The organism is Mesorhizobium prunaredense, assembly GCF_900156895.1.
Taxonomy (GTDB): Bacteria; Pseudomonadota; Alphaproteobacteria; order Rhizobiales; family Rhizobiaceae; genus Mesorhizobium; species Mesorhizobium prunaredense.
Genome location: NZ_FTPD01000034.1, coordinates 141,847 through 165,512, shown reverse-complemented (window position 1 = coordinate 165,512; position 23,666 = coordinate 141,847). Strand labels below are relative to the sequence as shown.

The 23,666-nt window shown below is 63.9% G+C and carries 20 protein-coding genes and 3 pseudogenes; 18 read left to right on the top strand and 5 right to left on the bottom strand.

Annotated features, from left to right (window positions below):
• Positions 1-4: 4 nt before the first annotated feature.
• From BQ8794_RS22370 to BQ8794_RS22290, 16 genes and pseudogenes are all read left to right on the top strand, one after another.
• Positions 5-511: an arsenate reductase ArsC gene (locus BQ8794_RS22370; protein WP_077380822.1), complete on the top strand. Its 507-nt coding sequence runs from the start codon at positions 5-7 to the stop codon at positions 509-511.
• A 4-nt stretch (positions 512-515) separates the two neighbouring features.
• Positions 516-1,205: an aquaporin gene (locus BQ8794_RS22365; RefSeq protein WP_077380821.1), complete on the top strand. Its 690-nt coding sequence runs from the start codon at positions 516-518 to the stop codon at positions 1,203-1,205.
• A gap of 7 nt (positions 1,206-1,212) precedes the next feature.
• A pseudogene (gene arsC, locus BQ8794_RS22360) lies at positions 1,213-1,620 on the top strand (arsenate reductase (glutaredoxin)); the annotation flags it as partial.
• Between the two features lie 74 nt (positions 1,621-1,694).
• Positions 1,695-2,015 carry an ArsR/SmtB family transcription factor gene (locus BQ8794_RS22355; RefSeq protein ID WP_077380819.1) on the top strand — a complete coding sequence of 107 codons (321 nt, stop codon included), beginning with the start codon at positions 1,695-1,697 and terminating at the stop codon, positions 2,013-2,015.
• 50 nt (positions 2,016-2,065) lie between these two features.
• Positions 2,066-3,499 (top strand): NAD(P)-binding domain-containing protein, encoded by a 1,434-nt coding sequence (locus BQ8794_RS22350; RefSeq protein ID WP_077380818.1) that lies wholly within the window; start codon positions 2,066-2,068, stop codon positions 3,497-3,499.
• Positions 3,496-4,728, top strand: coding sequence for an arsenite efflux MFS transporter ArsK (gene arsK, locus BQ8794_RS22345; RefSeq protein WP_077380817.1), 1,233 nt, complete (start codon positions 3,496-3,498; stop codon positions 4,726-4,728). Before BQ8794_RS22350 ends, arsK begins: the two co-directional genes overlap by 4 nt.
• 105 nt (positions 4,729-4,833) lie before the next feature.
• On the top strand, positions 4,834-6,333 hold the full coding sequence (locus BQ8794_RS22340) for a helicase HerA domain-containing protein (RefSeq protein ID WP_077380816.1): 1,500 nt from the start codon (positions 4,834-4,836) through the stop codon (positions 6,331-6,333).
• Positions 6,334-6,586: 253 nt separating this feature from the next.
• On the top strand, positions 6,587-7,006 hold the full coding sequence (locus BQ8794_RS22335; RefSeq protein WP_077380815.1) for a hypothetical protein: 420 nt from the start codon (positions 6,587-6,589) through the stop codon (positions 7,004-7,006).
• Positions 7,007-7,356: 350 nt separating this feature from the next.
• Positions 7,357-8,508, top strand: coding sequence for a D-alanyl-D-alanine-carboxypeptidase/endopeptidase AmpH (ampH, locus tag BQ8794_RS22330; protein ID WP_077380814.1), 1,152 nt, complete (start codon positions 7,357-7,359; stop codon positions 8,506-8,508).
• A 323-nt stretch (positions 8,509-8,831) separates the two neighbouring features.
• Positions 8,832-9,380 (top strand): sugar dehydrogenase complex small subunit, encoded by a 549-nt coding sequence (locus tag BQ8794_RS22320; RefSeq protein ID WP_077380812.1) that lies wholly within the window; start codon positions 8,832-8,834, stop codon positions 9,378-9,380.
• Positions 9,377-10,990 carry a GMC family oxidoreductase gene (locus BQ8794_RS22315; RefSeq protein ID WP_143744653.1) on the top strand — a complete coding sequence of 538 codons (1,614 nt, stop codon included), beginning with the start codon at positions 9,377-9,379 and terminating at the stop codon, positions 10,988-10,990. The genes BQ8794_RS22320 and BQ8794_RS22315 overlap by 4 nt, the downstream gene beginning before the upstream one ends.
• A gap of 5 nt (positions 10,991-10,995) precedes the next feature.
• A complete protein-coding gene (gene coxB / locus BQ8794_RS22310) occupies positions 10,996-11,820 on the top strand; it encodes a cytochrome c oxidase subunit II (RefSeq protein ID WP_077380810.1) in 825 nt (274 codons plus the stop codon).
• Entirely contained in the window at positions 11,817-13,391 is a 1,575-nt protein-coding gene (locus tag BQ8794_RS22305) for a cytochrome c oxidase subunit I (RefSeq protein ID WP_077380809.1), read from the top strand. Before coxB ends, BQ8794_RS22305 begins: the two co-directional genes overlap by 4 nt.
• Positions 13,388-14,194, top strand: coding sequence for a cytochrome c oxidase subunit 3 (locus tag BQ8794_RS22300; protein WP_077380808.1), 807 nt, complete (start codon positions 13,388-13,390; stop codon positions 14,192-14,194). The genes BQ8794_RS22305 and BQ8794_RS22300 overlap by 4 nt, the downstream gene beginning before the upstream one ends.
• A gap of 2 nt (positions 14,195-14,196) precedes the next feature.
• Positions 14,197-14,349 (top strand): annotated as a pseudogene (locus BQ8794_RS36660) (ATP-binding protein); the annotation flags it as partial.
• Between the two features lie 328 nt (positions 14,350-14,677).
• The gene (locus BQ8794_RS22290) at positions 14,678-15,112 is read left to right on the top strand and encodes an FKBP-type peptidyl-prolyl cis-trans isomerase (protein ID WP_077381007.1); all 435 of its coding nucleotides are present in this window, start codon (positions 14,678-14,680) and stop codon (positions 15,110-15,112) included.
• 611 nt (positions 15,113-15,723) lie between these two features.
• On the opposite strand, the pseudogene BQ8794_RS22285 reads toward BQ8794_RS22290, so the two are convergent.
• A pseudogene (locus BQ8794_RS22285) lies at positions 15,724-16,619 on the bottom strand (LysR family transcriptional regulator).
• A gap of 267 nt (positions 16,620-16,886) precedes the next feature.
• Here BQ8794_RS22285 and BQ8794_RS22280 point away from each other — a divergent pair.
• Both BQ8794_RS22280 and BQ8794_RS22275 read left to right on the top strand, forming a co-directional pair.
• Positions 16,887-17,624: an SDR family NAD(P)-dependent oxidoreductase gene (locus tag BQ8794_RS22280; protein WP_077380806.1), complete on the top strand. Its 738-nt coding sequence runs from the start codon at positions 16,887-16,889 to the stop codon at positions 17,622-17,624.
• 173 nt (positions 17,625-17,797) lie between these two features.
• Positions 17,798-18,397 (top strand): NADPH-dependent F420 reductase, encoded by a 600-nt coding sequence (locus BQ8794_RS22275; RefSeq protein WP_077380805.1) that lies wholly within the window; start codon positions 17,798-17,800, stop codon positions 18,395-18,397.
• Between the two features lie 147 nt (positions 18,398-18,544).
• On the opposite strand, the gene BQ8794_RS22270 is transcribed toward BQ8794_RS22275, so the two are convergent.
• The 4 genes from BQ8794_RS22270 to BQ8794_RS22245 all read right to left on the bottom strand — a co-directional run bounded on the left by BQ8794_RS22270 (position 18,545) and on the right by BQ8794_RS22245 (position 23,604).
• Positions 18,545-19,525 carry an ABC transporter permease gene (locus BQ8794_RS22270; protein WP_077380804.1) on the bottom strand — a complete coding sequence of 327 codons (981 nt, stop codon included), beginning with the start codon at positions 19,523-19,525 and terminating at the stop codon, positions 18,545-18,547.
• 253 nt (positions 19,526-19,778) lie between these two features.
• Positions 19,779-20,750: an ABC transporter permease gene (locus BQ8794_RS22260; RefSeq protein WP_077380803.1), complete on the bottom strand. Its 972-nt coding sequence runs from the start codon at positions 20,748-20,750 to the stop codon at positions 19,779-19,781.
• Positions 20,747-22,285, bottom strand: a complete 1,539-nt coding sequence (locus BQ8794_RS22255) for a sugar ABC transporter ATP-binding protein (protein WP_077380802.1) — start codon at positions 22,283-22,285, stop codon at positions 20,747-20,749. Before BQ8794_RS22255 ends, BQ8794_RS22260 begins: the two co-directional genes overlap by 4 nt.
• Positions 22,286-22,569: 284 nt before the next feature.
• On the bottom strand, positions 22,570-23,604 hold the full coding sequence (locus tag BQ8794_RS22245) for an ABC transporter substrate-binding protein (RefSeq protein WP_077380800.1): 1,035 nt from the start codon (positions 23,602-23,604) through the stop codon (positions 22,570-22,572).
• Positions 23,605-23,666: the final 62 nt, after the last annotated feature.

The following is a 23,666-nucleotide window of genomic DNA, read 5'->3' as shown; positions in this document are numbered from 1 at the left end:
CCCCATGAATGACCCGTACAACGTGCTTTTCCTCTGCACCGGCAATTCGGCGCGGTCGATCCTTGCCGAAGCGATCTTGAACCGTGGCGGCGCCGGCAAGTTCAGGGCCTATTCGGCCGGATCGCACCCGAAGGGAGAGGTCCATCCCTACGCGCTCCAGCTGTTGAAAACCCTCAACCACGACACGTCCTTCGCCCGCTCAAAAGACTGGCAGGAATTCGCGGCTGCCGGCGCCCCGGAGATGAATTTCGTTTTCACCGTCTGCGACAACGCGGCCAATGAATCCTGCCCGGTCTGGCCGGGACAGCCGATGACCGCACATTGGGGCGTGCCCGACCCGGCCGCCGTGGACGGCACGGACGCCGAAAAGCATCTGGCCTTTGCCGAAGCCTATCGCATGCTCAACAACCGGATCTCGATCTTCGTCAGCCTGCCGATGAACACCATCGACAAGCTCGCGCTACAGAAACGGCTGGATGAAATCGGCCGCGATCTGCCGAAGGCCGGCTAACCTCATGGCGGCTGACCTGTCCCGTCGCATCGTCGCGGAAGCGTTCGGCACGGCAATGCTGGTCGCGACGGTCGTCGGGTCCGGCATCATGGCGGATCGTCTGACGGATGATGTCGCTGTTTCCCTGCTTGGCAACACGCTGCCGACTGGAGCGATCCTGGTGGTGCTGATCACCATACTCGGGCCGATTTCCGGGGCACATTTCAATCCGGCGGTGACGCTGGTCTTCGCGCTCAGGCGCGAAATCGATGCGACCGCGGCGTTGGCCTATGTCATCGCCCAGATTGTCGGCGGCGTCGCCGGGACGTTGCTGGCGCACGCCATGTTCGAACTGCCTCTTCTACAGATCTCCCAAACCGTGCGGACCGGAAACGGACAATGGATTGCGGAGTTGGTGGCCGCCTTCGGTCTGGTCTTTACCATTCTGGCCGGACTTCGCTTCCGTTCGGATGCGATTCCCTGGCTGGTCGGCCTCTACATCACCGCGGCCTACTGGTTCACGGCCTCGACCTCGTTTGCCAATCCGGCGGTCGCCATTGCGCGGGCGGTTTCCAACACATTCGCGGGCATCCGGCCGATAGACCTGCCGGGGTTTGTCGTCGCTGAACTCCTGGGTGCGCTGCTTGCCATGGCCTTGGCAGGCTGGCTGCTCACCGAGCCTAAACCAATCAGACAGATGAGGGCCGCGAAATGACCATCACCATCACAACCCCGACTGCGGCACCTCGCGCAACACACTCGCCATCATCCGGCAGTCCGGCGAAGAGCCTGATGTGACCGAATATCTGAAAAACCCGCCGTCGCGCGAACGGCTGGTCGAGTTGATCAAGGCGATGGGGATGACGCCGCGCCAATTGCTGCGCGAGAAGGGTACGCCTTACGCCGAGCTCAATCTCGGCGACCCCAAATGGACCGACTACGAGATCGTCGATTTCATGCTGGCGCATCCGATCCTGATGAACCGGCCGATCGTGGTGACGCCGATTGGCACCATGCTTGCTCGGCCGTCCGAAGCGGTTCTCGACATCCTGCCCAATCCGGAAATCGGTCCGCTCACCAAGGAAGACGGCGAAGTCGTCATCGATGCATCGGGGCGACGCATCGTCTGACGGCAATCTGGTATTTCTAGAATCTTGGAAATAGTGCTTGACGGCATACGCCGGCGAAAGCTACCTTATTTGCCATGAAACTCGAACAAGCAGCAAAGCAGCTCGAGGCGCTCGGCAATCCGACGCGGCTCAAGCTCTATCGCACGCTGGTGAGGGCAGGTGATGCCGGGCGACCGGTCGGTTATCTGCAGGAGGCCCTCGGCATCGCTGCGTCGACGCTGTCGCATCATCTGCACCGGCTTATCCTGACCGGCCTGGTCACCCAGGAACGCCAGGCAACGACGCTGATCTGCCGTGCGAATTACCCTGTCATGAACGATCTCCTCGGCTTTCTTGCCGATGAATGTTGTGCCGATGCCGCATGCGGCCCGGCTGTCGGCGAGACGGCTGCGTAACTCTTTTTTGACTGGTATTTCCATAGTCCCAGAAAAATAGAAGGTGTGCCATGGTTTTTGAAAAAGATCTCCCGGTCGCCATCATCGGCGGCGGACCTGTCGGCCTGGCAGCTGCCGCCCAACTTGTCAGCCGCGGCCTTTCGGTCAAGGTCTACGAGGTCGGATCGGCGGTCGCCTCGAACCTTCTGGATTGGGGTCACGTCCGGGTTTTCACGCCATGGCGCTATTGCGTCGATGCGGTCGCCCGAGAACTTCTCGAGAGCCATGGCTGGCAAATGCCGGAGCCCGAGGCGTTCCCCACCGCCGATGAGATCGTCGACCACTATCTCGCGCCGCTGGCAAAGCTTTCCGAACTGGCGCCGTCGATCGAGACCAATGCCCGTGTTGTCGCCATTTCCCGCTGGGGAGCCGACAAGGTTCTGAGCAAGGCGCGGGAGACGCGGCCGTTCATGCTTCTGGTCGAAACGGCGAAAGGCACGCGCCGGGACAGCGCCCGTGCCGTGATCGATGCATCCGGCACCTGGCAGACGCCGAACCCGCTCGGCGCGGGCGGCTTGCCGGCCGCAGGTGAGATGGAATTTGGCGATCGCATCGCCTACGGCATCCCAAATGTTCTCGGCCGCGACCGTCATCTCTATGCAGGCCGCACGACATTGGTGGTCGGCGCCGGCCATTCCGCCGCCAACGCCTTGCTGGAACTGGCGGAGCTTGCGCAAACCGAGCCGGGCACCTCGGCACTATGGGTGACGCGCAGCACCGACCTTGTCCGCATCTACGGCGGCGGGGATGCCGACGCCCTGCCGGTGCGCGGCGAGCTTGGCTCCGATGTTCGGCAGCTCGCCGAGAGCGGCCGTGTGCGGTTGGTGACCGGCTTTGCCATTGTTGCCATTCGCGAGGTCGACGGCCGGCTCGTGGTCGAAGGCCAGGCAATGGATGGGTTGCGCACGCTCGGACCCGTCGACAGGATCATCGCCGCGACGGGGCAGCGCCCCGATCTCACCTTGACACGCGAGCTTCGGCTGGACCTCGATCCGTGGCTCGAAGGCGTCAAGGCGCTCGGGCCGCTCATCGATCCCAACGAGCACTCCTGCGGCGATGTCCCGCCGCATGGTCATCGCGAGCTCAGCCACCCCGAGCCCGATTTCTACACGGTCGGCGTCAAAAGCTATGGCCGGGCGCCGACGTTTTTGCTGCTGACCGGCTATGAGCAGGTCCGTTCGGTCGCCGCGGCGCTCGCCGGCGACATGGCTGCCGCCGATGCCGTGCAGCTGGTGTTGCCCAAAACCGGCGTCTGCACGGTGCCGGTATCACTTTCAGGCGCGTCGTCACAGGGTTGCTGCGGCGGACCGGCGCCGGCTGCTGTAGACGCCTGTTGCGTCGACGACGCCAAGGCAAAGGCGAGCGGCAAGTCGGGCTGCGGCTGCGGCAGCACGCAAGCGATCGCAGCGATGCGCAGCGACGATCTCGAGATCGCCGCTCAATGAGCGACCGGAAAATCCCGGCTGCCGCACTCTGGGCGTTGGGGCTGACGCAGATCATCGGCTACGGCACGCTCTATTACAGTTTTAGCATCCTGGTGCCGTCCATCGCGCTTGAGCTCGCCTGGCCGGAACAATGGGTTTTCGGCGCCCTGTCGGCGTCGCTGCTGGTCGGTGGCCTGTTTGCACCCACAGCCGGGCGCTGGGCCGATCGTTTCGGCGCCGGCCGGGTGATGACCTTTGGCTCGGCTGCGGCCGCGGCAGCGCTTGTCGCTTGCGCGATAGCCCCCGGCCGGGTGAGCTTCGTTTTGGCGCTGATGGCGATGGAGCTGGCGTCCGCCTTCGTGCTCTACAGCGCCGCTTTCGTCGCGATCGTCCAGATCGGCGGCGCGAGGGCGCAGCGCAGCATCACCCATCTGACGCTGATCGCCGGCTTCGCCTCCACCCTGTTCTGGCCGCTGACGGCGGCACTGCACGAATACCTGAGCTGGCGCGAGGTCTATCTGGTCTTTGCCGTCATCAATGTCGCTGTCTGCCTTCCCATCCATGCCTGGCTGGCGCGGCTGTCGCGTCGGGTGGACAAAAACGCTTCGGCGACGCCTGCGGCCATCGACTCGGTCGGTCGGCCGGTTGCCTTCACCGCGCGCGACCGCAGCAGAGTGTTTCTGCTCATGCTGGGCGGCTTTGCGATCGAGGGGTTCGTGCTGTCCTCGATCCTCGTTCACATGGTGCCGCTGACGACGGCGCTCGGGCTCGGCTCCGCCGGGCTTGTCGTCACGACGCTGTTTGGCCCGTCGCAGGTGGCAAGCCGGTTGATCAACATGCTGTTCGGCGGCCGGCTGGCACAGACCTGGCTCGCTGTCATCGGCGCGACCTTGCTGCCGCTCGGCCTTGTCGCCCTGCTGGAGACGACACCATCGCTGCCTGGAGCCATCGCCTTCGTCATCCTGTTTGGATTGGGCTCGGGCCTCGCCAGCATTGTCGGCGGCACTTTGCCGCTGGAACTGTTCGGACGGGAGCGCTACGGCACCCGGCTCGGCTGGGTGACGGCCGCGCGTCAGTTTTCTTCAGCACTTGCACCGTTTGCCCTTGCCATAGCGATGGCAGGCATCGGCGTCCAGCCATCGCTCTGGCTGACCGCTGCGGTCGGCATGCTCGGCATACTGGCTTTCTCGGCAATCATCCTGATCAAGCGGCAGCCTCTTGCGCCCGTGATGCTTACATCAGCGAACTGACACCGCGCGCAGCGTCCAGTTGTGCGCAACAGCGAGCCGCCGGCCATCGGCGCTCGACGGGCTGTGATGCGGTTGATAAGCCCTCTCCCCAAGGAGAGTCGAGACATGACCGTTGCGATCGAGATGGGCCACACGACCGCAGGCGCCCCGGCGGCACTGGATCTTGAGGAGCTGCTGGCGACGCGCCTTTTGGTGCAAGGCAATTCGGGCTCCGGCAAATCGCATCTGCTGCGCCGGCTGCTGGAGCATAGTGCGCCCTGGGTGCAGCAGACCATCATCGACCCCGAAGGCGACTTCGTCTCGCTGGGCGACCGTTTCGGCCATTTGGTGATCGATGCCGAGGAGCATACCGAGCGCGGCCTGCAGAGCGCCGGCGAGCGGGCGCGCATCCATCGCGTCTCCACGGTGCTCAATCTCGAGGGGCTCGACGCCGAGAACCAGATGCGGCGCGCCGCCGCCTTTCTCGGCGGGCTTTTTGAGGTCGCCCGCGACCACTGGTACCCGATGCTGGTGATAGTCGACGAGGCGCAGCTGTTCGCGCCGGCAGTGGCCGGCGAGGTTTCGGACGAGGCGCGCAAGCTCTCGCTTGGCGCCATGACGAACCTCATGTGCCGAGGCCGCAAACGCGGGCTTGCCGGGATCATCGCTACCCAGCGACTGGCCAAGCTTGCCAAGAACGTCGCCGCCGAGGCTTCCAATTTCCTCATGGGCCGGACCTTTCTCGATATCGACATGGCGCGCGCCGCCGACCTTTTAGGCATGGAGCGGCGGCAGGCGGAGGCTTTTCGCGACCTGGAGCGCGGGCAATTCATGGCGCTGGGCCCGGCGCTGTCGCGCCGCCCGCTGGGCTTGCGCATCGGCCCCACCGATACAAGTCCGCGCAACGGCACCCCGCGGCTGATGCCGCTGCCGGAAGCAGCCCTTGAGGACGCCCGCGCGATCATCCTGGCAGCCCCGCCGCCGGAAACTGTCCGGCCGCAGCGCCGGTCGTCGCCGGACCTGCTCGATCAGCTGATGGCGGCAAAATCGGCGGCACTGGAAATCCGACCCGAACCAGTGGAGCAGCCGATCAGCGCCGAGGATTTGGCGGAGCGGCGTGAGCGCGTCGACCGTGTCTTGCGCGCCGTGCTGGCGCAGCCCGATGCGGGGTTCCGGGTCAACGGCGTGCTCTATCAGGAGTTCGTGGTCCGCTGCCGGATCGAGGGCCTCGCCGCGGTGATGCCGGACCTGCCCGAATTCCGTCGCATGCTGACGCGCGCCCGTGCCGGCCTCGGCTCCGACATGGCAGGCGATGACGCCTGGCAGGATGTCTCGGCGCGCGCCTCGCTTCTGCCCGAGGATATGCAGGGTGTGTTCATGATGATCGCCCGCGCGGCGAAGGAGGGCTGGCCCTGCCCTAGCGACGCGGCGATTGCCCGCGCCTATGGCTCGCACTCGCTGCGCCGCGCACGGCGCCTGCTGACCTATATCGAGGAGCAGGGGCTGATCGTCTGCCAGCTTGACGGTCTCGGCCGGCGGGTCGTGACGCTGGTGGAGCTGGCCTGGGCGACGGCACCGGGGGATCCCAATGCCGAGGAGTTGGAGCAGGGGAGGCTGGCTGTCTGAGACTGGCGCCACGCTGCTCGGTGCATTGGCTGCGCTGTACGCTATGCTGATCTTGGCGATTCGCTAAGTCCGCTTACGCCAAGTGTTTTCTTGGTGGGCGCTAAACTAGATGTGTTTCGCCTGATGGCGCGAGGCCATTTATGATCGATTCGCGGCGGCAGCACCCGCAAGGAATCGTGACCGACCACGCGGCTGGTGGAGCTGCCGGAGTAGTGCTGCGCGCCTGTTTTGGTGGGCTAGCCGGAGGATCGGAATGGGTCTCGACGTGGCAGTTTTCAAAAGCGCTTCGACCATGGAGCGGGAATTCCCCGGCTATCGCTTTCAGCGGGAACCGACAACGGGCGAATGCGAGGTGATTCATCCCGAGGGCGTAAATCTCACCTGGGACGCTGTCACGGTGTGCGACTGGCGTGTCGGAAACATCGCCCACGTCGCCGCGCTTGGAGAGGCGATTGCCGGCCTTCTCGGCGAAGGCTCGGCCTTGGAACGGATTGTCCTTTTTTCAGCCTGCAGTGTCGGAGACGTCATCGGGGAGCCGAGCTTTGTCGAGCTCGAGCGCGAATTGCGGCTGCTCGAATCCAGCACCGACGCATGGGTTCGGGAATTTGCCGATGGACTATCGGAATTGATCCGCATGGCACGGCGCGAGAAAAACCCTATCGTGTTTGTGTGACCGGCAAGCCAGCCGGTCTTCATCATACGACCACGATTGGCGCGACGCAGATCCGCTATTATAAGTTGTTCGACGCTACAGCACTCCCTCATACCGACGGCGCTTTACATATTTTATAAATTACCAGCGGGTCAGTTTGCCAATGAAGAGATCAGCCACGATCAACTGAAGAAGGACAAGAAATACGGCAGGACTGTAGCGCAAATAGCCGCCGAACCTACGCTACCGCAGCCGATTACCCCTTCGGTTCGTTCTGTTGACATCTCCTGCTTCTGGAGAGATGGTAAGATACTACGCGGCGGCCCGTTTTACGAAGATTTTATTCTGCAGCTTTATCAAAGGATTTGGCAATGCGTTTGTCTCGATCGCGCCGACTTATGGCCATCGCTTTGACGGCAATCGCAACCGTTCCCTCTTATGGACATGCCGAGGACAAGCTGCTGACGGAAGCGGTGCAGTTCAACGGTACGATCCTGTATCTCTCCACCAAGGTGCCTGGCCTGATCTTCGGCGCCGTGCGCAACGGCGAGACGGCCTTGGCCGGTTTCGGCAAGATTGCCGACGGGAGTGAAAAAGTGCCCGACGGCGATACAATGTTCCGCATTGCGTCCGTGAGCAAAGTGTTCTGCGGCAGTGTGCTTTCCTCGCTGGCGATCGACGGTAAGGTACAGCTTACCGACCGGCTGCAGGATCGCCTTGGCTGGGACGTCACGCTCCCTGAGAAGGATGGCCGCGCCCTCCGCCTGATCGATCTCGTCGCGCAAGCTTCCGGCCTTCCGCGGGAGGTGCCAGTGGCCGAGGCGCCCCCCTCCGACCCCTTCTCGACGAACACCAAAGAGGCGCAGATTGCCGCCCTCAAGGACAATCCGCTGCTGTTCGCGCCGGGCACCGCCTTTCTCTATTCGAACTTCGGATACGACCTCCTTGGAGCGGCGCTCGCGAATGTCTCGGGAAAGCCCTATGCCGAGGTCGTTCGAGAGCGCGTCCTCGATCCTCTCGGCATGAAAGACACGGTTTTCAATCCAAGACCGGAGGACGAGCCGCGCCTGATGCAGGGCCATGACTTCGACGGCAGCGCCATGCCAATCGTGCCGACGAGCACAGCCATGGAGTGCGCTGGTGGATTGTACTCGACCGCGGACGACCTGCTGCGCTGGATGAACTGGCATGTCGACAACAAGCCTTCCGCGGCCGACGCCGAGTTCCGCCTTTTGAACCACGCGGCTTTTTTGTACCGGGACGGGCTCGCGTCGGTGGTGGGGCTGGATGACGGCGGCCCTATGGACGCCATGGGTCTCGGATGGGTCATCATGCTCCCCGACGAGCATCGCCCGCTCATCCTCCAGAAGAGCGGCGGCCTGCAAGGGATGTTTCTCTATGTTGCGATTGCACCGACACGCGGCGTCGGCGCTTTCTTCGTCATGAACGAATTCAATGCCGCCGGCTTCATGGCGGGGGTCAAGACGACGAACGATCTCGTCGCAGAGATCGCTCCACGCTGATTTTCGCGCTGATCAGGGGGAACGTGCGCGATGGTTAACGTGTGGAGGGGCCTGACGGACCGCATGTTTGGTGGCAAGGCAAGCTCGACATCGGCTATTTCCGGCCGACGGCTTAGCTATCCCCTCCTGAGGACGACCACCGCATGGATAGGTCGCCGCGTGCAAGGTCAGGCCCAAGCGGCGCTTTTGATCTCAAATGTCGAGCTCTCTGGCTCGCCTGTTCTGAGCTTGAAAGGGTCGATTGACCAAGCTCAGATTGAGCCGTAGCTTCAGATAAGCGTGCGGCCTCGTTGTTTCAGCAGAGGCTCGCCTTGAGGGTACCGATGGCTGGCAGTGACGATGCGCGTCTGCCCAAGCAGGTAGGTGAGCCGGCGCCGCATCATTCTGCGCCGGCAACAGTGCGGCGACGCGAGCTTCTCATTGCCGTCTCGACGCTCGCCGCATTCTTCGGATTGCCCGCCGCGGCCCGTAGCCAGGTCGCCTTGAGCAGCGCGATCGACCCCGGCGCGTTTCGCGAATTGACAGGCATACTGACGGGCATGTCGCCGAGCGACGCCACGCTGCCGGAATTGTTCCTGCAGGCATTCTCCGCTGACGCCGCCGATCTCGGAAAACTGCATGCGATCGTGACGGAACAGCCCGAGACAGAATGGGACAGCGCGATTGCGTCGGCGGGGCTGAAACCGCTGTCGGAATCGCTCATCCAAGCCTGGTATACGGGTAGCACCATGCACGGCTCGGAAGAACGCGTCCTTACCTATCTCGATGCGTTCGTCTGGCATGCCTGCGGTTACACCAAGCCGCCGACGCGATGCGACACGAATTTTGGCGCGTGGGCGAACGCACCGCCGCCCGGACGGTTTTCCGAATGACCGCGCCGGCGTCCGCCGATGTCGTGTTTGTCGGTTCAGGCGTAGCCGCGGCGCTTGCCGGCGCGGCTATCGCGAAAGCAGGCTTCAGCGTGCTGTTCCTCGAGGCGGGACCGCGCGTCGATCGCGGCACCGCTGTGACACGATTCCAGTACTCGTCCGCGAAGGGCCAGAACTCGCCTTACCCCGACCAGCCCTATGCGCCGCAGCCGGAAGAATCCGACTTCTCCGCCTACTATGTCGAGGCTGGGCCGGACACCTTTAGGGGACAGCAGGCGAGGATCGTCGGCGGCACCACGTGGCACTGGGGCGGGCTCGCCGCGCGGTTCCGGCCAAACGATTTCAAGATGCACTCGAAGTTCGGCGTCGGCGTCGATTGGCCTATCGCCTATGGCGACATGGAGCCGTGGTATCAGGCCGCCGAGGAAGAGATCGGCGTCGCGGGCGACGACACCGCCGATTTCGGCGCGCCGCGCTCAAAATCGTTTCCGATGCCACCGATCCCCATGACCTATGCCGACAAGCAGGTCGGCATCGCTGCCAAGGCGCTCGGCTACTCGGTGTTGCCATTTCCACAGGCGCGCAATTCGGTGTGGCGGGATGGCCGCCCGCAATGCTGCGGCAATGCGAGCTGCGTGCCGATCTGCCCCATCCAGGCGAAGTACGACGCGACGCATCATCTCGCCATCGCGGAGCGCGCCAGCGCGCATGTCGAGCCGCAGGCCGTGGTGCACGAGCTAGTCGTCGGTCCGGACAAACGCATTGCCGAAGTGCGTTACCGTCGCCCGAATCGCAGCGAGGGCAGCGCGACCGGAAAAATTGTGGTCATCGCGGCGCATACCATTGAGACGCCAAAGCTGCTACTGCTTTCGACGGGAGACAATGCGCCGACGGGCGTGGCGAACAGTTCCGACCAGGTCGGCCGCAATCTGCTGTCGCAGATCGATGTCGGCATTCAGGGACTGACCAAGGATCCCGTGTTCACCTATCGCGGACCGGTCTCGACCGGTGGCATTGCCGAGCTTCGGGACGGCGATTTCCGCAACGAGCGTGCGGCCATCGGCATCTCGCCTTCCAATGAGGGCTGGGCGCGGGCGGTCGGTCCGTTCCAGGCTGCGACGACCTTCATCAAACAGGGCCTGCGCGGCGATGCGCTGAAGGCGGCAGTCCGTTCGCACGTCGCGCGGGAGCTGATCATTGGCAGCTCTGCCGAAATGCTTCCCAATCCGGACAATCGCGTGACGCTGAGCGATCAGATGGACGGGATCGGCATTCCGCGGCCGAACATCGCCTTCAAGTCTGACGACTACACGGCGCGCGGGCTGGCGGTCGCGCGCGATGTGCAGAACAAGCTCATGGCTGCACTCGGCGCCACGCAGATCAAGCAGCTCGGCCCGATCGCCGACAGCGCGATCATGGGCGGCACGACACGCATGGGAGATGACCCGCTCACCTCGGTCGTCGACAGGGACCTGAAGAGCCACGACCATCCAAACCTCTACATCGTCGGCTCGTCCGTCTTCCCGTCCATCACGGCGAATGCGCCCACGCTCACCATTGCGGCGCTAAGTGCGCGCCTCGGCGCGCATCTCATCTCCGTGCTGAAGGCGTAAATGTCATGCGCGGGCGGGGCACTGTTTTCCTCGGTTTTGTCTCCGCAATGATGCTCGACGCACGGCACGGCTTGGCGCAGGCGCCGGCGAACTGGCAGACAAGTTTCGGCGTCTCGGCCTCGGAGACGAAGGAGCGGATCGTTGCGCTGCACGACCACATATTGCTGATCGGCGTCTGCATCGTCGCGCTCGTCGCCATGCTGATCGGTTTCGCGCTCTTGCGCTTCCGGGCGAGCCGGCACCCCACGGCGTCAAAAGTCACGCGCATGCCCTGGCTGGAATTCGGCTGGACGATCGCGCCGGTGCTGGTGCTGGGCGCGATCGCCGCGCCGTCGCTCCAGTTGCTCGCCTATGAGAGCGATATTCCCGACGCACAGTTGACGATAAAGGCCAGCGGCCATCAGTGGTTCTGGCGTTATTCCTATCCCGACAATGGCGGCTTCGCATACGATTCCATCATGTTGCCGCCGGCCTCCGTTCCGGCCGGTGAACCGCGTCTGCTAGCGGTCGACAATCGCATGGTTGTCCCGGTCGGCGCTGTCGTGCACATACAGGTGACATCGTCGGACGTCGTGCACTCCTTCTTCATGCCGGCACTGGGCCTACAGATTTACGCCATGCCCGGGCGCCTCAACGAAACCTGGACACGCGTCGAGAAGCCGGGTGTCTATTACGGGCAGTGCAACCAGATCTGCGGTCTGAACCATTCCTTCATGCCGATCGCGATCGAGGCCATGGCGCAGCCTGATTTCGACGCCTGGGTGCGGGACGCTGCAACGCGATATCCGGTCGTCAGCGCCGCGACTATATCAGCGCAGGTGGCGAAATGAGCGCCACCGAACATAGGCCCGAGTGCCGGTCGATTGCGGCCTGGCTGTTCACCACCGACCATAAGGCGATCGGCACGCTTTATCTCGGATTCGCGATCATGGCGGGGACGCTGGGCGGCGCGATCTCGGGCTACATGCGGCTCGAACTGGCGCAACCGGGCATGGACTATGTCGTCAACGGCCAGTCCTGGAACGCGCTGATCACCGCGCATGGCCTAATCATGATCTTCTACATGGTGATGCCGGCGTTGATCGGCGGCTTCGGCAACTGGTTCGTCCCGCTGATGATCGGTGCGCGCGACATGGCCTTTCCGGGACTGAACAGTCTCGGCTTCTGGTTGCTGCCGCTGTCCTTGATCATGCTGATCGGGTCGCTGCTGGTCGGCGACGGAACGGGTACCGGCTGGAGCCTCTATCCGCCGCTGTCGGGCATAGACGGCCAGCCCGGACCGTCGGTCGACATGACGATCCTCGCGCTGCACTTGGCCGGCATTTCTTCTGTGATCAGCGCGATCAATTTCGTCACTACCATCCTTAACATGCGCGAGGATCGCTTGCCGCTGTTCGGCATGCCGCTGTTCGTGTGGTCGATCCTGATTTCGTCGCTCATGCTGCTTCTCGCCATGCCGGTGCTGGCGGCCGCGCTGGCGATGCTGCTTGCCGACCGCAATTTCGGCGGCGCCTTTTTCGATCCAGCCGGCGGCGGAGACCCGATGCTGTTCATGAACCTCTTCTGGTTCTTCGGCCATCCGGAGGTCTACATCATGATCCTGCCAGCCTTCGGCATCATCAGCCAGATCGTCTCGCGGTTCTCAGGTCGCCCGATTTTCGGTTATCCCGGCATGGTGCTGGCGATGGCATCAATTGCGGCGCTGGGTTTCATCGTCTGGGCGCACCATATGTTCACCGTCGGTGTCGGCTTCGCGCCGCGTGCCTTCTTCACGCTGGCCTCGATGGTGATCGCGGTGCCGACCGGCATCAAGGTGTTCGCCTGGATTGCCACTATGTGGGGCGGGTCGATCCGCCTCACCGTGCCGATGCTGTGGGCGCTGGGCTTCATCATCATGTTCACGGTCGGCGGCACGACGGGGATCGTGCTTGCCAATGCCGGCGCGGATCAAGTGCTGCACAACACCTACTACGTCGTCGCGCATTTCCACTATGTGCTGAGCCTCGGCGCGACCTATGCGATCTTCGCCGGCTTCTATTACTGGTTCCCGCGCATGACCGGACGCATGTTCCCGGAGTGGGTTGGACGGTGGCATTTCTGGTGCTTCTTCATCGGCACCAACGTTCTGTTTTTCCCGATGCATTTCCTCGGACTGGCAGGAATGCCACGGCGCATCGCGGATTATCCGGACGGTTTCTTGGGCTGGAATATGATTGCGTCGCTCGGCGCTGTGCTCGCGCTCGCCTCCACGCTGCTGTTCCTGGTGATGCTTGCGGTCTCGCTGCGGCGTGGCGCGTCGGCCCCGCGCGACGTTTGGGGTCCGGCTTTCACGCATGAATGGGATGACGATCCCGAGATGGCGCGTCCGCGTGGCACGGCGGGCGCGGAGGCAGGCGCGTGAGCAAGACTGTCACCGAGGTCGGCGGCACGGATGGCCGATGGCCTGTCGCGATTGCTGTCTCGCTGTTCCTGCTAGCGTGCGCCGGTCTCGCGCTCTTCCACCCGTCGCTGTTCGGCACGCTGGCCGGCAGCATCGCGGTACTCGGTCCGCTCGTGATCGCGGCGGGGCTTCTGCCATTGTTCATCGCTCTGACAGCGTGGTCGCGGGCGACGAGTGGTGAGCGTGCGATTGGTCCGCAAAACACCTTTGGTCCGAGGATCGCGATCATCGCCTTAATCGCGTCCGAGGTAGCGTTCTTCGCCGCCTTGTTCGCCGTCTACCTACGATACGCGATCTATCCGGAGATCGCGGGGTTCAGCTCATGGCCACCTACGCCGATGCGCCCCGACGACCCTTGGGGCGGCCCGCTTCTCAACACAGTGATCCTCGTCGCGTCGGGGGTCTGCGTCGCAGCGGCGCATGACTGGCTTCTGAAAGAGCGATGGCAGCTTTCGGCTATCGGGCTTACCGTGGCGATCGCGCTCGGCGGCGTGTTCGTCGGCCTTCAGCTTCGGGAATTCAGCCTCGCCTCGGTGGGATTCCGCGACGGTGTCTATCCCTCGATCTTCTTCCTTACGACTGGCTTCCACGGCCTGCACGTCGTTATCGGCATCTTGTTGCTGTCGATCGCCGCATATCGGGTGATCCGCGCGCGCTCAGCCGGCGGCGCCGGCTTCATCACGACGGCGGCATCCTGGTACTGGCATTTTGTCGATGCGGTGTGGCTTCTGCTGTTCGCCGTCTTCTACGCCTGGGCCAGCTAGGAGCGAAGGAGGGCTGGCCCTGCCCGAGCGACGCAGCCATCGCCCGCGCCTACGGCTCGCACTCGCTGCGCCGCGCCCTGGTCGAACTGGCCTGGGCGACGGCACCGGGCGACCCCAACGCCGAGGAGGCGGAGCAGGGCAGTTTGGCTGTGTGAAGGCTGATGCGATTTGGGCGAAAACTGACGTCGCTCAGCATCAGCAAAGCGCCAAGAGCCGCCGGGGTGGGTGGCCGATCAGAGTCTTCGCAATCTCTGTCGCCACGACATGCTCGAAAAATGCGCGCCCCAGATCCTTGGCGAACAGATCCCAGTCCACCTCCGCGACCTGTCTTTACGAAGGTGGCTCAATCGGCATTGTGGGTTTACATCGGCAGCCAAGCCCCTAGTTTTAGAGTTTCGCGCCGCGCACCTTAGTGCGTGGATGATCGAAAACGGGACCGTGAACTCTGGCCGGTCCCTCAAAAACTCCCAAAGGATGACTGCCATGACACAGGCCAAGAATGGCGACACCGTGCGCATCAATTATACTGGACGTCTAGCCGACGGCACTCAATTCGATTCTTCCGGCAGCGAACCGCTGCAATTCAAGCTCGGTGAAGGGCAAGTGATCCCCGGCCTTGAGACCCATGTCGAGGGCATGGAGGTCGGCGCGAAAAGCACTGTCACCGTTCCCGCCGACGCCGCCTATGGTCCCCACCGCCCGGAAGCGGTCATGACCGTCGACCGCGCCAGGGTGCCGGACAACATCAACGTCGATATCGGTACTCGATTGCAGGCCAGAACCCCCGAAGGGCGCCCCATGCAGGTGACGGTCGTCGGCGTCGACGACGCCAGCGTCAAGCTCGACGGCAATCATCCGTTGGCCGGAAAGGATCTGGTGTTCGACGTTGAACTGGTCGAGATCGTTCAGGCGGCGTAGGGTATCCCTGCGGCCAAGGCCGTGGTGGCTATGATTTCGGGTGACGGACTTCCGCCGGAGGTTTCGGCGGTTTGTGCCACCTGCCGCCCTGCTTTCCGCGCTTAGGCGACCGCCAAAACCGTGCGACATTCGTAAGGTTCGACACTGCATCTAATGCGGCTTTCCGGCCACGAGTCGCTCAGTGGATGTCAGTGGCCAGCCTTCGAATTTCTCGTTCCCGGAATGCACAGGTAGCGCCAGGAGCAGACGTTCCAATGATGCGTGTTGAACGGCTACATTGAGGCCGGTACGGAACGACGGCTTTCGGGGGCGACTTGGGATAAAGCGCCAGTGTAGAGGCCCTTCGGCGGGGTGGATGTCTCCGAGGCTAGACACCTGAAGGCGCTGGAGGACGAGGACGCACGGCTTAAGCGGATTCTGTCCGATACCAAGCTCGATGATGAGGCGCTGGGAACAGCGTCATGATCGCCTCCGGATTGTCGTGCCGGAACGCGGCAATGGTGCGGTAGTCCGGGGCCAGCCGGCGCATCAACCAAAGCGCTTCGAGGTTCCGGGCATGTCCGCTTGCAGGCACTTGTCCACTGCAAGCGTCGCCGGCGACCTGCTGCGCATCAGTCGCCCGATACAGACAGCCCCGCGAGAAGCGGAGCGTACGCGGCGAGCCTGCGGGACACGAACTCCGTGAAGAGCCGCACGCGCTTCGTCTTGCGTGTCTCCCCCTGTGTGAGAAGCCAGACCGTTCCGTACATGTGCAGGTCGGTGCCCGGTACCCTCACCAGTAGGGGATCGGCATCTCCGACGAAGCACGGCAGTGTCGTGATCCCGAGCCCTTGCCGTACAGCAATGATCTGCGCCTCGCCGTCCGTGGTCCTGAATGGAACCCCCGTGGTGCGAACCTCACCCTCGCTTGCCCAATCCGGGATGCCATGAAGGCTTATGACGATCCACCGGATGGGATCAGGCGCGCCCGCACGCCACGCGGCTAGCCGATCGTGGGACATGTAGACGCCGCCGAACAAGTCCGGCCCCTTCAGGGCATGGAGATTAAGCGGCAGGGTCTTGCGATCGTAAACGACGCGGATCGCGACATCGGCCTCTCGGTTGGTCAGATTTGCCAGCTCGCCGGACGACAAGATTTCCATCTCGATGTCCGGATGCAGAAGCGCAAACTCCGCGAAGTCGGGCATGAGTAAGTGCGTCGCGAGGGTCGGCGCCAGCGTCACCCGCAGACGCCCGCGCACGCTCTGGTCGCGCCCGAAGACGCGCGTCTCTAGCTGGTGCGACGACGCTTCCATCTGGTCCGCGAACTCGAGGACCTCCTCGCCCGCAGCCGTCAGGCGGTAGCCCGAGGGCAGCTTCTCGAACATCTGCACCCCCAGCCGCTCCTCCAGTTGGGCAATGCGCCGCAGCACTGTGGTGTGGTTCACGCCGAGGCGCTCGGCGGCGGCTCGGACCGAGCCCCACGCGCGACGGCAAGAAAGTAGCGAACGTCGTCCCAGTCGATCATGGTGCAATCCCGCACCGCGGGGTGCGCCTTCCAAAGCCCGTATCTAACACATCGAACAGCAGTACGGGCGGTCATCATAGCCTATGTCGCGAGCGCGGCCCAATTCCGAACGGCGGACACCGATCGTCGCGGCTGGCGCCAGTCGTCCAGCCGGATCGATTTTGCACCACCGATGTGCGCGCTTCCGCACTCAACAACTGATGCCGGCGGACCCATTTCGAGGGTCTCGGGGCCAGATGCTGTCCCGACGCCACGACAGGAGAAGGTATGGGAAAGCTTGAAGGTAAGGTTGCAGTCATCACGGGTGGTACCTCCGGTATGGCGCTTGAGACGGCGAAACTATTCGTCGAAGAAGGGGCCCATGTGTTCATCACCGGCCGGCGGCAGGAGGTCCTCGACGAGGCGGTGAAGGCGATTGGCCGCAACGTGACCGGCGTGCGCGCCGACTCGGCCAACCTGGCGGACCTCGACCGGCTCTACGAGAAGGTGAAATCCGTAAAGGGCCACATCGACATCGTCTTCGCCAGCGCCGGCGGCGGAGAAGTCGACAAGCCGATAGGGTTGATCTCAGACCAGTTGGTCGACGATACGCTCAATCTCAACGTCCGCGGTACGCTGTTCACCGTCCAAAAGGCGCTACCCCTGATGCGCGAGGGCGGCTCGATCATCCTCAACGCCTCGAACGCGCACCTCAAGGGATATGCTGGGGCAAGCTTGTACGCGGCTGCCAAGGCGGCGGTCAGGTCGTTCGCGCGAAGCTGGACGAACGACCTGAAGGACCGAAAGATCCGGGTGAACAGCATTAGTCCGGGAGCGATCGGTGACACGGCGGCCTTCGCCCAAATTTCTCAGGAGTTGACGGACTTCTTCGTCTCGCTGGTTCCGTTGGGACGCTTCGGGCTTTCTAAGGAGATCGCGGCTGCGGTCCTCTATCTCGCCTCGGACGACAGTCGTTTCACGACGGCCATCGATCTCGTTGTCGACGGGGGCATGTCGCAGGTCTGACCCCGACGCCGTCCCGCGGTTGGCCCTCCAATCGCGGGATCACCAGGCGCGGAGCCTAGAGCGCTGACGCTGCTCGTTCCCAGGCGTGCACACAGAACGTGATCGATTGGGCGAGCAACCTAGCCAACGTTCGCTTCGCGAACTTTAGTTTTAACACGGATTGGAGAAGTATTATGCGCTATGCGATTGTAGGATTCGGTAAGATAGGCCAGGCCCTCGCCCACGCCTTCGCCCGTAAAAACATCGACGTGACCGTCGCTAGCCGCCGGCCGCCCGAGGCGTTGGCGCCGCAGGCTCGGGCGATTGGACCCACGGTCGTCGCCAAGTCGCTGCGGGATGCACTCGAGGCCGACACAATCATCTTGGCGGTCCCGTTCGGGGAACATCGCGAGGTTGCGAAGGCCCTGCCGAGCTGGAAAGGCAAGACGGTCATCGACGCGATGAACGCGTTAGTTCCCCTTGAGAAGTTGGACGGCCTCCCGTCCTCCGCCTTCGTTGCGAAGTCGTTCACCGGCGCTAAGTTCGTGAAAGGTTTCAATCACCTGCTTGCGGCCACCCTGGCTGCCAATCCGATAGTCGAGGGGGGCCATCGGGTCGTCTTTCTGTCGAGCGACGACGAGGACGCGATCGCTCCCGTGGCGGATTTGGCCAAACAACTCGGGTTCGCACCCATCAAGCTGGGAAAACTCAACGAGGATGGCGCGCTGGTGCACGCACGCGGCCGCACTTGGGGCCAGCTGATCTTCCAGGACCTGTTCAAGAAGGAGCAGTAACGGATTTACTGTCCACCGTCAGAGGTGCTGCTTGCCGGGGCCGTCCATGAGAGACCACGCGGGCTAAGTCATAATCCGAGGTCCGGAAGCGGCGAGGGCTTCGACGTCCCCTTTCCACCCCGCAGCCATTCGCCTCAGCGCGGCCCCCTACCGATCCTCAATAATCCGCAAATACGCCGCCGTCACGAACAGCACGATCAGCCCAAACAATATCCGCCGCGCGCCTTCCGGCATTTGCAGGATAGTCAGCAGCGTCGTCAGCACGGTGAGGATCAGCGCCCCGATGATGGTGCCGGTGTAGCCGCCGCGGCCGCCGAAGATCGAGGTGCCGCCGATCACCGCGGCGGCCACCGAAGGCAGCACCAGCGGCTCGGCGAGCGACAGCGACGGCGCCTTGATCAGGCCGATATAGAGCAGCCCGGTGATGCCGGCGAGCACGCTGGAGATGACGTAGAGCGCGGTGATTACCTGCCAGTAGCGGACGCCGGACAGGCGTGCTGCGCCTTCATTGTCGCCGACTGCGTAAAGCAGGCGGCCAAAGCCGGTGCGGTTCAAGGTGAAGACGATGAGGACCGCGATGGGCACGAACAGCAGCAGCGCGTTGGGCACGCCATAGGTGAGGCCGGTGCCCAGCCAGGCCAGGAAGGGCGGAATCTTGGCGCCCGACGCGATGACGGTACGCTGATAGACCTGCAGGCAGCCGGTGCCGATCAGGCTGGTGCCGAGCGTCATGATCAGTGGGTGCACGCGAAACACGCCAACGCCGATGCCGTTGACCAGGCCGATCAGCACCGCCGGCACCAAGGCGATGAGGATCGCCACCGCCGGGTCATGATTGACGACCTGCGTCGCCATGATGAAGGCGCTCATCGTCGCCACGGTTCCGACCGACAGGTCGATGCCGCCGGTCAGCATGGTCATCGTCTGGCAACCGGCCAGGATTGCCAGCGGGATGGCGAACTTGACGGTGTTGGCGAGCCAGCGCTCGTTGACGATGCCGGGGCGCAGGATCTGCAGCACCAGCACCAGGATGACCAGCAGGATGATCAGCGGGATCAGCGGCCGGTCGGCCATGAAGCGCTTGAGGCGGCGGCCGAAGGGGACGGGTTGGATCGCGGTCGTGCTCATGGGATTGCTCGCGATTGGGGTGGCGCGATGCCGGGAGAGGATGGTGTTCTACGGCGCCCCCCTCTGTCCTGCCGGACATCTCCCCCACGGGTGGGGAGATTGGCAGTTTCGGCGCCTCGTTCATTCTTGGAATGCCGACAGTTGGCGAAAAGCGTGGCGACGGCCGATCTCCCCCCAAGTGGGGGAGATGTCCGGCAGGACAGAGGGGGGCGCCGTGGATCGCCGACTCCGTAAACCAGCCTCTCGTCATTGCTCATGATTGCCGGCTCCGCATGGTGATGAAGGCGCCGAACATGACGACGGCGACCATGATGGCGCCCTCGATGATTGCGGTGACGTTGGGATCGATGGCGAGCAGCGTCAGGTCGGTGCGCACCAGCCGCAGCACGAAGACGGCGACGATCGGGCCGAGCAATCCGCCCTTGCCGCCGCCTAGTGCGACGCCGCCGAGCACGACCGCCGCCACGCTGGCCAGAAGATAGGGGCCGGGAATGGGGGCGCCGATGCCTGTGCTCATGGTCAGCGCCAGCCCGCCCATGGCAGCGAAAAGCCCCGACAGGGCATAGGCGATGATCCTGGTGCGCGCGACCGGCACGCCGCTGCGAAACGCGGCGAGCTCGCTGCTGCCGATGGCATAGATTGACAGGCCGAGTTTTGAGCGTTTGAGCGGTATCCAGATGATGCAAAGGCAGACGACCAGCAGCACCAGCGCCTTCGGTATCCAGGCAGAGAGTTCTGGCAAGCCCGGGATCGAGACGGTGCCGACGATGGTCGCCCTTAGCCATTCAGCCACCGCGCCGCCGGGCGCACCGAGGACCAGCAGCGCCGCGCCCTGCAGGACGAAGAGGGTGGCCAGCGTGACGACGATATCGGGCACGCGGGTGACGACGATCAGCATGCCGTTGACGGCGCCCAGCACCAGCCCCATCGCCAGCACGAACGGCACGACGAAAAGCGCGTATTCCTCGCTGGCGCCGTCCATCATCGAGGCGGCGGTGACGCTGGTCAGCGCCATCATGGCGCCGACGGAAAGATCGATGCCGCCGGCGATGACGACAATCGTCTGGGCGGCGACGGCAAAGGCGTAAGGCAGCACCGCGCGCACCAGCGAGCCGAAATCGCCGCTGCCATAGCCCGGCTGGATGAGCCTGGTGATCACCAACAGGACCACGAACAGGACGAGCAGGCCGGCGACCCAGCCCTGACGGCGGACGAGGCGGGTCAAGGTTTCGCCACCGGGCTCGAGTGGATATCGGCAAGAATGCCGACGTCAGCCTTGGCGCCGCGCGGCAAGCCATAGGCGGCGCGCATCAGTGCCGGCTCGTCGGCGAGTTCGACGGGGAAGACATCGACGACGCGTCCCCCAAAGATGACGATGACGCGATCGCAGACACGCTGCACCTCCTCGAGCTCGGATGTATAGAACAGCACCGACTTGCCCTGGTCGGCGAGTTCGCGCAGCAGCTTGTAAATCTCCTGCTTGGTGCCGACATCGATACCGCGCGTCGGGTCGAAGCAGAGGATGGTCTGTGCCTCGGCGGCGATCCAGCGGGCGATCGTCACCTTCTGCTGGTTGCCGCCGGACAGGCGCTGTACCTCGCGCTGGGCACGGGTGTCGATCTGCAGACGCTCGATCGCGCTGACGACCGTCGAGCGTTCCTGTGCCATGTTGATCGGTCCCCAGTTGCGCAAGGCGGCGCTGAACGGGAGCGCGATGTTTTCGCGCACCGAGCGCTGCATGGTCAGCGCTTCGGTGCGGTCGCCGGGCACATAGGCAATGCCGGCGCGGATCGCATCCGCCGGATGAGCGAATTTCACCGGCTTCCCGTCGACTTCGATGGTGCCGCCGGACGGCCGGATGGAGCCGGCAAGCGCAGCGAACAGCTCGTCCTGGCCTTGCCCCTCGAGCGCGATCACGCCCGCGACTTCGCCGTTCACCAGATCGAACGACACGTCGTTGAGCTTGCTGCCGACACGAAGGTTCGCCACGCCGAGGCGCGGACGGCTATCCCCAGGCGAAGCGGCCTGGCTCGCCTGGCACGCCGCCACGCGCGTCTTCTCGACCTTGGCGCCGAGCATCATCTCGACGATGCGCTCCTCGACGCCCGGCTCGATGTCGACGACGCCGACGGTCTCTCCGTCGCGAAGCACAGTGGCGCGGTCGCAAAGCGCCGATATCTCGACGAAACGGTGGGAAATGAAGATCACCGAACGACCGCTGTCGCCCTGGCGGCGAATGACCTCAAGCACCTTTTCGGCAAGGTTCGCCGGCAGTGCCGCGGTCATCTCGTCGAGCAGCAGAACGTCGGGCTCGACCGCCAGCGCGCGCGCCAGATCGAGCACGCGCAGCACGGCCAGCGGGATGTCGCGCGCGGTGTCGCGGATGTCGAGGTCGGGAATGCCGAGTTCGCGCACCCAGGCGCGGAACGGCTCGACCGGCGTGTCGGTCAGGCGAAGGTTGGAGGCGACGTCGAGATCGGGGATCAGCGACGGTTCCTGGTAGACGGGAAGCAGGCCGGCGCGGCGCGCATCGGCAGGCGAGCGCACGTCGCGGGCTTCGCCGCGGATCAGGATATGCCCGGCATCGGCGCGGATGGCGCCGGTCAGGATTTTGACCAGCGTCGATTTGCCGGCGCCATTGGCGCCCATCAGGGCGTGCACCTCGCCCGGCAGAACCGACAGCGACGCATTGCGCAACGCCACCACGGCGCCGTAGGTTTTCACGACGCCGGTGGCGTCCAGGAGGGGGCTGGTGGTCAAATCGCGTTGCTCTCGATTCAGAAACTCTCTTGCTGGCGCTCTACGGCGCCCCCCTCTGTCCTGCCGGACATCTCCCCCACAAGGGGGGAGATTGGCAGCTTTGACGCCGGCTCTCTTCTTTCAACGCCGAAGATTGGCCAAAGCATCGGTGACGGCTGATCTCCCCCCTCGTGGGGGAAATGTCCGGCAGGACAGAGGGGGGCGCCGTAGAGCGCCAGTCTATCAACTCTTTGTAGCGCGAGGACGGCAGTTCGCCGTCCTCGCGCTACGGCTCGAAGCCATCTTTACTCGCCCGGGCCCTTGCAGGCGATGATCTGCTCCTTGGTGTAGGTGGTCCACTCCGGAATGGAGATCGAGACCGGCCATTCCGGGCTCAGCGACGGATCGGCTACGCTTTTCAGCTTGGCCTTGCCCTCTTCGGTGGCGTTCTCCCACAGCTGCGGCTCGACCAGCACGGTCTGCTCCGCCGGCTTCTTGCCGTTCAGGATCTGCACAGCCAGGGTCACGCCGGCACCGCCGATCGAACCGGGGTTGGTCACCGCCGCGCCGACAAGGCCCTCGACCGAGTTCAGCTGGCCGACGAAGCCGGCATTGTCGGCGCCGACCACCGGCACCAGCGGCGTCTGCGACTCGACCAGTGCATCGACGATCACATTGTCGATGCCCGAGGTCCAGATGCCGTTGAACGGCGCTCCGGTGGCGATGAAATCGAGGATCTGCTGCTTGCCCTGGTCCTGCTGCCAGCCGGTGAAGACCTCATGCACGACCTTGACGTCGGGGAATTCGGCAAGCGCCTTCTTGAAACCCTTGTCGCGGTCGCTGTCGGCCGAGGCGCCGGCAGCGCCGCGCATGTAGACGACGTCGCCCTTGCCGCCGATCTGCTGGAACAGCCATTTGGCGCCGAGATAGGCGTACTGCTCCTGGTTGTTGGAGATGATGTAGGCCGAAGGCTCGGTGACCGCCTGGTCGACGGCGACGACGACGATGCCGGCCTTGGTGGCTTCCTCGAGCGCTGACTTGATGCCGGCGGGATCGGCCGGGTTGACGACGATGGCGTTGACCTTGGCGCTGATCAGGTTGCGGATGTCCTCGAGCTGGCCGGCGGCGTCGGTGTTGCGATGGGCGATGTTGAGCTTGGTGACCTCGCCGGAGGCGAGCGCCTGCGCCTTGATGGCGCAGATCATCTCCTCGCGCCAGCCATTGCCCTGCACCGTGTTGGAGACGCCGATCGTGTATTTGGCTTCAGCCGACGAGACGCCCACCGAAGCCAGAAACGCCGCGCCGGCAAGCAGCGGGACCATTGCCAAAAATTTTTTCATTTCAGTCGTCCTCCACATTGTTTTCAGTTCAGTACGAAAAAGGGACTTTTCAGTTCAGTTCG